General features: G+C 35.9%; 10 protein-coding genes and 5 pseudogenes. 8 read left to right on the forward strand and 7 right to left on the reverse strand.

Annotation, left to right across the window (positions count from 1 at the left end):
• Positions 1–196 precede the first annotated feature (196 nt).
• Both FTU58_RS13500 and FTU58_RS13505 read left to right on the forward strand, forming a co-directional pair.
• Positions 197–1362, forward strand: a protein-coding gene (locus FTU58_RS13500) for an IS3 family transposase (protein ID WP_119285041.1) whose coding sequence is annotated in 2 segments (ribosomal slippage) — positions 197–455 and positions 455–1362 — 1167 coding nt in all. Because the reading frame shifts where the segments join, the coding sequence is not laid out codon by codon here.
• A 234-nt stretch (positions 1363–1596) separates the two neighbouring features.
• Positions 1597–2055 (forward strand): DUF523 domain-containing protein, encoded by a 459-nt coding sequence (locus tag FTU58_RS13505; RefSeq protein ID WP_077170035.1) that lies wholly within the window; start codon positions 1597–1599, stop codon positions 2053–2055.
• 126 nt (positions 2056–2181) lie between these two features.
• Here FTU58_RS13505 and FTU58_RS13510 read toward each other — a convergent pair whose 3' ends face one another.
• Positions 2182–2970: an aminoglycoside adenylyltransferase domain-containing protein gene (locus FTU58_RS13510; RefSeq protein WP_038350081.1), complete on the reverse strand. Its 789-nt coding sequence runs from the start codon at positions 2968–2970 to the stop codon at positions 2182–2184.
• Between the two features lie 277 nt (positions 2971–3247).
• Here FTU58_RS13510 and FTU58_RS13515 point away from each other — a divergent pair.
• Positions 3248–4392, forward strand: a protein-coding gene (locus tag FTU58_RS13515; protein ID WP_099046175.1) for an IS3-like element ISAba14 family transposase whose coding sequence is annotated in 2 segments (ribosomal slippage) — positions 3248–3512 and positions 3512–4392 — 1146 coding nt in all. Because the reading frame shifts where the segments join, the coding sequence is not laid out codon by codon here.
• A gap of 172 nt (positions 4393–4564) precedes the next feature.
• On the opposite strand, the gene FTU58_RS13520 is transcribed toward FTU58_RS13515, so the two are convergent.
• Positions 4565–4786, reverse strand: coding sequence for a helix-turn-helix transcriptional regulator (locus FTU58_RS13520; RefSeq protein WP_004658364.1), 222 nt, complete (start codon positions 4784–4786; stop codon positions 4565–4567).
• A gap of 194 nt (positions 4787–4980) precedes the next feature.
• On the opposite strand from FTU58_RS13520, the gene FTU58_RS13525 reads away from it, so the two are divergent.
• Positions 4981–5232, forward strand: a complete 252-nt coding sequence (locus tag FTU58_RS13525; RefSeq protein ID WP_004658363.1) for a hypothetical protein — start codon at positions 4981–4983, stop codon at positions 5230–5232.
• A gap of 252 nt (positions 5233–5484) precedes the next feature.
• On the opposite strand, the pseudogene FTU58_RS13530 reads toward FTU58_RS13525, so the two are convergent.
• A pseudogene (locus FTU58_RS13530) lies at positions 5485–5628 on the reverse strand (antitoxin HicB); the annotation flags it as partial.
• On the opposite strand from FTU58_RS13530, the pseudogene FTU58_RS13535 reads away from it, so the two are divergent.
• Positions 5628–5852: pseudogene (locus tag FTU58_RS13535) on the forward strand (efflux RND transporter permease subunit); the annotation flags it as partial. The pseudogenes FTU58_RS13530 and FTU58_RS13535 sit on opposite strands and share 1 nt — an antisense overlap.
• A gap of 84 nt (positions 5853–5936) precedes the next feature.
• Here FTU58_RS13535 and FTU58_RS13540 read toward each other — a convergent pair.
• Both FTU58_RS13540 and FTU58_RS13545 read right to left on the reverse strand, forming a co-directional pair.
• Positions 5937–6824 (reverse strand): cation diffusion facilitator family transporter, encoded by an 888-nt coding sequence (locus FTU58_RS13540; protein WP_127800877.1) that lies wholly within the window; start codon positions 6822–6824, stop codon positions 5937–5939.
• Positions 6811–7542, reverse strand: coding sequence for a transglutaminase family protein (locus FTU58_RS13545; protein ID WP_005245162.1), 732 nt, complete (start codon positions 7540–7542; stop codon positions 6811–6813). The genes FTU58_RS13540 and FTU58_RS13545 overlap by 14 nt, the downstream gene beginning before the upstream one ends.
• 79 nt (positions 7543–7621) lie before the next feature.
• Between FTU58_RS13545 and FTU58_RS13550 the strand changes: the two genes are divergently transcribed.
• On the forward strand, positions 7622–8035 hold the full coding sequence (locus FTU58_RS13550) for a Cd(II)/Pb(II)-responsive transcriptional regulator (protein WP_179989169.1): 414 nt from the start codon (positions 7622–7624) through the stop codon (positions 8033–8035).
• 41 nt (positions 8036–8076) lie between these two features.
• Here FTU58_RS13550 and FTU58_RS13555 read toward each other — a convergent pair whose 3' ends face one another.
• A complete protein-coding gene (locus FTU58_RS13555) occupies positions 8077–9276 on the reverse strand; it encodes an integrase arm-type DNA-binding domain-containing protein (RefSeq protein WP_005245164.1) in 1200 nt (399 codons plus the stop codon).
• A gap of 185 nt (positions 9277–9461) precedes the next feature.
• A pseudogene (locus FTU58_RS14185) lies at positions 9462–9563 on the reverse strand (recombinase); the annotation flags it as partial.
• 490 nt (positions 9564–10053) lie between these two features.
• Here FTU58_RS14185 and FTU58_RS13560 point away from each other — a divergent pair.
• Positions 10054–10530 (forward strand): annotated as a pseudogene (locus tag FTU58_RS13560) (transposase); the annotation flags it as partial.
• Positions 10531–10563: 33 nt separating this feature from the next.
• Positions 10564–10827: pseudogene (locus FTU58_RS13565) on the forward strand (integrase core domain-containing protein); the annotation flags it as partial.
• Positions 10828–10832: the final 5 nt, after the last annotated feature.

Genomic DNA, 10832 nt, shown 5'->3' on the forward strand with positions numbered 1-10832 from the left:
GCATGTTCCGCGTCCTTGCAATACTGTGTTTACATACAGTCTATCGCTTAGCGGAAAGTTCTTTTACCCTCAGCCGAAATGCCTGCCGTTGCTAGACATTGCCAGCCAGTGCCCGTCACTCCCACTCTATTGATGTGTGCTTAAAAAACAGGAGGGTTTAACTTGGTAAACTATACATACTCATTAGGAGTTTACCATGAGCAAGAAACAGAAGACTTACACCGCAGAATTTAAAGCTGAAGCCATAAAAGCCATTGAAGAGAACCAAGGTAATGTATCGGAATCCGCTAGACAACTTGGCATTTCAATGCAAACCCTTTCGAACTGGAATAACAAAGCAAAGGCTGGAACTTTAGCAGGCACAAAACAGTATTCGCCCGATCTAAACGCCTTACTCGAAGAAAATAAGAAGCTTAAACAACAGCTCAAAACAGCTGAAATGGAACGTGAATTTTTAAAAAAGGCAGCAGCGTACTTTGCCAAAGAAAGTCAGTGAGGTACGCCTATATGAAATCGCAAAGCCACTTATTTCCGATTATTTTAATGGCTCGATTACTTCGTGTATCCGTTTCTCGCTTTTATGATTGGCTAAAGCGAGGCATGAGTAAAAGATCAATTCAGCGAAATCAGCAGACAATTTTGGTCAAAATAGCCCATGAAGAAACCAAACAAAGCTATGGCTATGTTCGATTAACCAAGCATTTACAAGCGCAAGGTATCAAAATAAGTACGTATGCTGTGCGCCAAATAAAAAAATCAAATCAGTTGTATTGTAAGCGCCATAAGCGTTTCAAAAGAACCACGAACAGTGATCACAACCGTTCTATTTATGACAATTTACTCAAGCAACAGTTTTCAATGACGAAGCCTAATCTTGCGTGGTCGAGTGACATTACCTACATTTGGACGGCTGAGGGCTGGTTGTACTTGGCAGCTGTCAAAGATCTTTACACGAAACAGGTTGTTGGCTATAGCTTAAATGAGCGCATGACAGCCAAGCTTGTTTGTGATGCATTGAATATGGCTATTCGCAATCAGAAACCTGCTAAAGATCTCATTGTACATTCAGATAGAGGCAGCCAATATTGCAGTAATGAATATCGAAACTTACTTGAGAAATTTGATTTTCAGGGTTCAATGAGCAAAAAAGGCGACTGCTTTGATAATGCACCGATAGAGAGTTTCTGGGGCATACTCAAAAATGAACTAGTCCATCATCGCAACTACAAAACAAGGGAAGAAGCCAAAGCGGATATTACAAAATATATAGAGTTATTTTATAATCAGCGAAGAATTCAAAAAGGCTTGGATTTTAAGACACCAAATCAAATGGCAGAAGACTTTTATCGGTTAGCTGCCTAGAATCTCCCAAGTGAAAGTCTCCTGCTAATTCAGCACACATCACTGTTGATAAATTTTCTAAACAAAAAGGATCAAACTAATCTATAAGCTTTGTGGGTTAGAAAAAAAATAACTCACTTTGCATTGATCATATTTAAATTCTTGTTTTATCCATAGCACTAACCTATTAATTTTAAAAAATAATAGGTACTGGCTAAATAGCAAATCGATACATATCTTTTTCATAGAGGAAATATGATTTTAGTAAGTTCTTGTCTGGCTGGCTTAAAGGTACGTTATAACGGGACGCATAGCTTAAACGAAAAAATCGAAAAATTAGTCAAAGATGGAAAAGCTACTATGGTATGTCCAGAGATTCTTGGCGGTTTATCAACACCACGCGAACCTGCCGAGATTTCGGGAGGTAATGGCGATGATGTCTTAGATGGAAAAGCCTGTGTAATTGAAAAATCAGGAAAGGATGTGACTTCAATCTATATTGAAGGGGCATATAGAACTTTAAAAAAAGTTCAATTATTAAAAGCTACTCTGGTAGTGCTTAAAGAAAATAGCCCTTCATGTGGTAGTTCAATGATTTACGATGGTCAATTTAATGGGAATAAGATCTATGGCAATGGAGTTACCTCCGCTTTGCTTAAACGTCATAATATAAAAGTCATTTCAGAAGAAACTTTTTGGCAACTTTTACCCTAGTTCCTCCGCTTTTATTTAAAATCTTCATGCAACTCCAACCACGCCCCCCTTTGCAATATCAAGTCTCTTCGGTATTTAGAGATATAGTGAGGTAATAATCTAAGAAGCATATCCATTACTTCCACATCAGTTAAAAAGTAGTGGTTCAATTTTATGCTGTAATTCTTTAACAATTTTAGCAAGCTGATCATGTAAAACTAACCAACATTGCTCATGACCTTGCCCAATATATTCATCTATTATGAGTTGCAAAATGTCTTGATCTATCTGACTTAAGAATTCTAAAAACCATGTCGCAGCAACATCCTTGGCAACTATTGTTTTATGATCTAATGTATAAGCTATACGGCATAGCGCTAAAATTTGATTACATTCATCCTGATCGTCTTTCCAATGAGCAATAATTTGTGGATAAGTTTTTTGCATGGCAAATATTAATTGTTCATAGCTAATTGGATTTAACCAATCGCAAATATCAGGTCCAAAGATAGTAATGTTATGTAATTGGGCAGTTTTAAGTAAAATACTAATATCTGGATCAGATTGACTATAAAGTAATTCACCTTTGAGTAATTCTTCTCTCAACCACTCGCCATATTGTAGCTGATATGTATATGGATGATTTTTATTGGTAATACTCCCTTTTTCTAATATCGTAATTTCTAAGGCACGCGCTGTAGCATGACCAATCGGAACAGATATATTTAGAAAATTCTGCGCTAATTGTTTTCTTTCCTGATCGGTAATTTCACGTTCAATAATAACTAAAATATCAAGATCACTTTTATGTTTTAAACCACCATCAACATACGAACCATATAAATAAATAGCATAAAGCTTATCTTTAAAATTTTTTTGTAAAAGCTGTTTTACACTTTCAACTTGGCGACACTCTTCATCATTTAAGCTTTGCATATGATTTTTAATTTAAAAAAATAAGTAATGAATTCATAGAGCATTATACAGAATAAGTGTAAATAATTTAATCAATTAGTAAATAACATACTATTTTTACAATATATTTACTTTCAATATAGAGTTTAATACATAAAACTCTATCAATCAAAAAAAGCTTGAAACAACATCTGAATAGTAAGAGTCATTTCCTCCTCACTTAGAGATGGATCCGGAAATTTGAACAACTCCTATAAGTGATACTCTGCTCCTCAAATGATGTTATAAACATCAATATATGGAGTATTTTATGGCACGTAGACCAAGAAGAAATCATTCAAACGACTTTAAGGCTAAGGTAGCACTTGCTGCGATCAAAGCAGAAAAAACACTTGCTGAATTGAGTTCTGAGTTTGATGTTCATCAAAACCAAATTATTGACTGGAAAAATCAATTGATCTCAGCTTCCTCACAAGCTTTCGATCAATCAAAAGCTCCATCAGAACCTCCCATTGATCTTAAAAAGTTACATGCAAAAATCGGTGAGCAGGCATTAGAAATTGATTTTTTAGAAGGTGTGTTGAAGAAACTGGGCCGCTTCAACCACAAAAGTTAATCGATCACTCACTTCAGATTTCAGTATCTAAACAAGCTAAGTTACTGAAAGTCTCTCGTGGTTGTTATTATTATCGCCCAAAACCTGTTAGCTCATCAGATCTGAAGCTGATGCGATGTATTGATGAATTACATATGCAATATCCTTTTGCAGGCAGTCGTATGATGCGTGATTTGTTGAATCGTCAAGGGCATCATATAGGACGACGTCATACACGTACTTTAATGAAGAAAATGGGTATTCAGGCGTTATATTGCAAACCAAATTTAAGCCAGGCTAATCAAGCTCACCGTAAATATCCATATCTGCTCAAAGGATTGGCTATTCAGCGCAGTAATCAAGTGTGGTCTACTGATATAACGTATATCCCTATGGCAAAAGGCTTTGTTTATTTATGTGCTGTGATTGATTGGCATAGCCGCAAGGTACTTGCGCATAGGGTATCGATTAGTATGGAGGTGGATTTTTGTATTTCGGCTTTAAATGAAGCGATTGAAAAATATGGATCACCTGAAATATTGAATACAGACCAAGGCAGTCAGTTCACCAGTGATGCATTTATTGATGTATTGAAATCAAATGGCATTCAAATCAGTATGGATGGTAAAGGTCGATGGGTAGATAATGTGATGGTTGAACGATTATGGCGGAGCGTTAAATATGAAGAGGTGTATCTCAAAGCTTATAGCAGTGTCACAGATGCGAAAAAGCAATTGAGTGCATATTTTGAGTTTTATAATCTGAAACGACCTCATTCGAGTCTAGACAAAATGACACCAAATGAGTTTTACTATGATCAGCTACCCCAACAAAACAAGGTGGCTTAACTAGAGCGGAATATCACTTATAAATACGCTTTTAGTTGTTCAAACAAGTGGAACCACCTCTGTTTGTAATGATATTTTATAAAATTCAATATTAGATCTGCAGAGAAAAACTTATCAAACTAAGTATTGGCTAGTCTTTTTCTTCGAAAAACTTATCAAACGAAGTATTAAGTTAATCTTTTTCTTCAACTTCTTCCTTAAACTCAAACAAATCATTCATCGTACAGTTAAAGTACTTACACAACTTATCGGCGACTGGTAATTCAATACGTACAGCACGGTCATAATACATACTTGTGAGCGTGTTGCGATTGATACCTGTTGCATGCACCACTTCACTTAATTTTAAAATTTTTCTATCGCCCATGAGGCTAGATAACTTACAAGTAATCATATTTAAATTAATTTACAAAAAATAACTTGCTGTGGGTTATTTGAAGTTGTTGACTGAGTAATACTTTGCTAAAATTAACCTACAGCAGGTTATTACAACTTATAGAAAGTATATTTTATCCATTTCAACTAAATTATAACTTTTTAAATATAAGGATTGAACCTGCATTAGATTATTTTGTGGAGATGACCGCCGTGTTACCAAATGAGTTATTGATCAGCCAGCAAGCTCGTGACTTAGGAAATCAATTAATTAAAGAAATGAACATCAATAGAAGTTATGGAATGGCTAATTTTCTTGGAGTAAATACTTGCTATGATAATCATCAGGCTGTACTTATTTGGACATTTCAACTGCTTGAAAGGGAACCTGCCTTAAATGAATTAGCAGAAATTAAAAAATATTTTCTTTTAATCTTTCCAGATAGTGTTTATCAATTAGCCTAAGTTGTTTTTAAAATTAATTTATTAAATAAAAAGCACTAAATCAAAGAAAGCTTTATTTAAAAATACCTATTAATTCAAAAACATACCATTTACTGAATATATGAAGCATAGGTTCCTGCTCTATCACTCACTCGTACTAAAATTACATCGCTCTTTTTACTGATACTAAACAATTTATGTCCACGCCACGTTCTGCGGCTTCGAGGGCTAGTTTTTGTTGAACCACTGAGAACAAGGACAACAAACTGCCTACTATATTTTCCCGGAGAGTGGTGTAGGAACTTTTTCATTATTGCTAATCATATCAGCGACAACATCAGCAACGAGCTCCTCTATTCCTGAGAATGCTTTAGACTGATCCGCATCAAGCCAAGACAATGATGGAAACTCAGCACATCATTCGTTTAAGACCTATTTTAATGACGGCACTGGTCGCAAGTTTAGGTTTTATTCCAATGGCGTTAAACACTGGAATTGGTGCAGAAGTACAACGACCACTAGCAACAGTTGTTATCGGCGGTATTGTATCTTCTACAATTTTAACTTTGTTTGTATTGCCTATTTTATATCAATGGGCGCATGGCTCTGAGAGTAGCAAACAGCAATCCGACGAAATTTAAAATCAAAAAAAGCAGCTTAATTACTAGGTTATGCCTAATTAAGCTGCTTTTAATATTGTATGCCCAACATTTTATTGATAAAGCTTACTGCGCTTCATCCCGACAATTTTCATTTAAAAACTCAAACTCTATCGTTGTATGCGATAAATGATAGGAAGATAATTTAGCTGCAACTTCTTGTTTAAGCCTAATTAATTCTTTAACGTCAAAGTTGTCACTCAGCTCAAGGTGCGCTGTTAAAACGTGACTTTCACCATCTAGTGACCAAAAGTGCATGTGGTGGATACCATTAACTTCAGGAAATTCCATTAGTGATAGTTTAATACGCTTTTGAGTCTCTTTATCGGGTGCAGCTTGAAGAAATAAAACGAGTGTTGATTTCAGGTTTTTGAAAACATTAAACAAGATGAACAGCGTGAACCCTATTGATAAAAGGGGATCTAATATCGGCAGTTCAGCGAACAACAGTACGATAGAGACTATAAGAACGGCAACCCATCCAAGTACATCTTCAAGAAGGTGCCATGTCAGCACTTTCTCATTTAATGTTTCACCCGCTTTTAATTTTAATACAGCATATCCGTTAACGGCAACGCCGAGTATCGCTAGCCCTAACATCCCCTCGACTACAGGCATTTCAGGATTGGACAGCTTTGGAATTGCTTCAAATAAAATCCAAATTGAGCCAATGATTAAAACAATACTGTTTATCAATGCGCCAAAGAGAGTAAGTCTACGATAACCATAACTAAACTTATCTGATGCTTCTTTATCTGAAAAACGACTTAAAATCCACGCAAAACCTATTGAAAGACTATCACCAAGATCGTGAACTGCATCTGCCATTATCGCCGTACTGTTAGTGAGCCAACCACCTATAAATTCGATAATAGTGAATGTCACATTAAGGAAAAATGCCCAACCAATACGGTCATCTTTACCATGTTGATGACTATGATTATGGTTGTGCATTTTGTACCTCTAGTACTTTTCTATTTCTTAGTTTTGATACATTCATATTAATCAAGTGACGTATCAAGCGTTGATATATCCAGCGTTTGAACCCCGACAAGTTAGTCCCTTTTTCGAGATAGAACTCATCAGGGGAATCATAAAGCCCAAAGTCATCATGAATACCTTCTTTTTGAATATAGGTATTTTCTCCACGCCAATCTGTATCTGGTGATGAAAAGCACTTTGTTGCAACACCATAACCACAAAAATCATCTTTTACTTGGTCAAATTTCTCCTGTAGAGAGCTTAAGTATTGCTCATCCAATATAAAGCCCTCTAAGTTTATCCAACGCCCTTCAAAGTAAACTTCTACCCAACTATGAATGATGTATTTAGGTGCTAACCAAAATACATAGCTTGGGATAGCACCTTTTTGTAGTTGCTGGTCTATGGTAAACCCATGAAATCGGCATTGAATGCCTAGTCCACGCAATAGTGCCATTAACAGATTACCCTTAGTATTACATTGTCCATAACCATCTGCTAGCACATCGCTTGCTGCAATATCATCGCTTTCATTATAACCAAAGAAAATCTCATCTTTTACAAACTGATAAGCGGCACCAATTTTGTTGAAGTTATCCAAGTTTTTCCACCTACGTTGATCGATCAAGGATTGGATATCTTTGTGTTCAAAATTAACGATATTCGTATTGTTTAAATATTTCTCAGTCATTTTTTATATATCCTTTTCGTTGCATACTTATACTATAGACTCTATAGTAACTATAGAGTCAAATGTCTGGGGGAAATTGATGAAAATAGGCGAATTGTCAAAAAAATCGGGCTGTTCAATACAAACGATTAGATATTATGAAAGAGAAGGATTTCTGTTAAATCCAAATCGTTCAGAAGGTAATTTCAGGCTGTATGATAGCAAAGCACTTAAACAATTGGAATTCGTAAAGCATTGTCGCAGCCTAGATATATCACTCAATGATATTAAACGTCTTATCGAATTAAAAAATAAGCCAGAAGAAAGCTGCTCTAGCGTTAATGCATTAATTGATCAGCAACTTGCACTAGTGAATAAACGCATGAAAGAATTAAGGGCGCTTAAAGCTGAATTACAACAAATGGCTAGTGCTTGTGGTTCGAACAACCCAACATACTCATTATATTCTGCTGACCATGTAACACGGCAAGTATATTGTTTACTATCCATTTGAAACCCCATAATGTTTTAAGTCTATGTATAAAAGTACGATTTTCACTTAGCAGTACTTAAATAATCACCCCACCACTGCATCATTTCAGTCCGCTGGGCTAAATAGTCAGCGTGATTATAGCTGGCACGGGTACGGTTCTTATCAATATGTGAAAGTTGTGCCTCAATCCAGTTATCCTGGAACAAACCTGAGTCATTCAAAATGGTACTAAAAGTGGAACGTAGTCCATGAGAGGATAATTGATGTTTTCCATAGCCCATCTTACGTATAGCCATATTTAATGTATTAAAATGAATCGGTTGATTATGTTTCCGTGGGCTAGCAAAAATGTACTTTTCACCGTATGACCATTGCATGACGTCTTTTAAAATATCTAAAGCCTGATCTGAAAGTGGAACTAAGAAGTCGGGAATCTCATGGCCTAATATGACTTTTCGTCGAAACTGTTTAATATGCAAGGCAGGTATTTTCCAGACTTTTTCATTTAAATCAAAATGATGAGGCTCAGCCAATAACAATTCAGCCCCTCGCACGCCAGTATGTAATTTGAACAGCAGTGCTTTTTTAATAATCGGATGGGCATCCAATTTTTGTAATTTATACTTAAAATCAGATATATCCTCCGCTTTCAAATACGGATAATTTTTCTTGATTTTACTGTTAATGGCGATTTTATTTAAACCATGCGCGATGTTGAATTCACAATAACCCATCGCTACAGCGTAGTCATAAATTTGGTTCAAATAACTACAAGCTTTCTTGACAGGTTCTTTTACTTGGCGTCCCTCTATTTTTTTGATTACTGAAACCAGGTCATAACGCTTGATGTTTTGAAAAGGTAGATCCTGAAGGTCTGGATAAATATCTTGCTGTAAGCATCTTTCTGCTAACTGTAGTACACCACAGCGGGGTAGATCGTTGAAGGCATTTTTCAGTTTGAACTGTAACCACTCCTCCCCGACCTTACCAAAGGTGATGACATTAGAGGCAGTATCTTGTTCAAAACAGAAATCATTGTCTTTAAAGTCATCTCTGACTTGTCGTGCCTTTTTCAGCGATAAATCAGGATAACGACCTAACTGAATGCGTCGACGTTTTTTAGTTTGTGGATCTGTATAGCGATAGCACCAAGATTTTCTTCCACTCGGCTCAATCTTCAGGCTAAGCCCATCTTCATCGGATAAAAAACTGGTTTTTTCCTTACAATGAGCTTGGCGAACTTTAATTTCAGTAAGACTCATGGAATTTAAATGAAACCTAACAATGGGTTGATTGGATCAATTATATCAAAATAGAACGCTTTATGTATGATGCGTACACTACGCATCATATAGATTTGTAAAGTATTGTTTTATAAATTTATTATTCAATATACTTTAATTTTAGTAACCAGTAGGAGTACCACTTCTTTTTTAGTTCTCAAATATCACGTTTTTTTTGACGCAATGATTCTATCTCGGACTTCGTCAGCTGTTTTACGAGAGATGAGGATATACTTTACCTCCCACTCTGTGAGCCTTTCAACGTCTCACGGCTCTATTTAATGTTATTGAATAATCAATGGATACCAGTAAAGCCTTTTAGGTCTGCTATTGTTTCTAATACAATAGTCTCCACGATCAAGGATTGGACTCAATGCATATTCCAGCATAAACCTACCACCTATTCCTATTCGCACCCTACCACTCATTCCTATTCCAAATCGGCCACTTAGGGTTTATTCAGTAATAGAATTTAAAGGCTTTATTGCCCAAACCTATATTCTTAAAAGCTTATTCAGCAATATAATTCTTAGATAAATTGCATATTCTTATCGTAAAGGACACTGATTCTTCTTTCATTTGGACAGTTACTATGAATTCACTTCCGTCCTAATAATCTGCCCCAAAAGCTTTTTGGCTTCCGATTCGGATCGGCTTTGTTGCACAAATACCTAAGAATATGATTTTATTAAATTTATTCTTAGGTTGAAATTTTCACAAACCTTTAAAAATCAGTGCCTTGCAAAATGTTTATGCAACAAAGCCTATTTAAATCGGCAACTTGAACATATTGATAAGTTAATAAATAATCACATAGATCAAGATCCAACATTGAAACAGGATTTGAAATTACTGCAAACTATTCCTTCAATCGGTGAACGATCAGGCTTATTACTGTTGGGGTTATTTCATTCGCACAAGTTTGAAAAAGCAAGTCAAGCTGCTGCATATGTAGGTTTGGTTCCAGTACATCAGTTGTCTGGCAGTTCAGTCAACAAGCAAAGTCACTTATCAAAAGCAGGTGACAGTAAAATACGCTCAGTATTGTATATGTCGGCATTAACAGCGATTAAATATAATCCACACATTGAAGCTTTATATCAACGATTATTAAGCCAGGGTAAAAATAAAATGTGTGCTTTAGGTGCTGCAATGCGCAAGCTTATACATCTGTGTTATGGCGTTTTAAAACATCAGACTGCCTATCGAAGAGATTATTTAGTGGTCGAATAATCTCAAAACCTGATTGACTACCAAGACGGTATCTCAGGTCCCGAATTTATCAGTCACGAATTTGTGCGCTGGGCTACTGAGCACGGTATTCGTATTGAATATATTCAACCGGGTAAGCCACAGCAGAATGCGTATATTGAACACTATAATCGGACCATACGTTATAGTTGGCTGAGCAAGCATTTATTTGATACTTTGGATGAAGTACAAGATTATGCAACAAACTGGTTGTGGCATTACAACCATGAAAGACCACATCAAGCTAACAAAGGAAAGCCACCTCTAATGGCTGCTTAACCTCT

The sequence above is a fragment of the Acinetobacter sp. YH12120 genome (genome assembly GCF_013418795.1).
GTDB classification, from domain to species: Bacteria; Pseudomonadota; Gammaproteobacteria; order Pseudomonadales; family Moraxellaceae; genus Acinetobacter; species Acinetobacter towneri.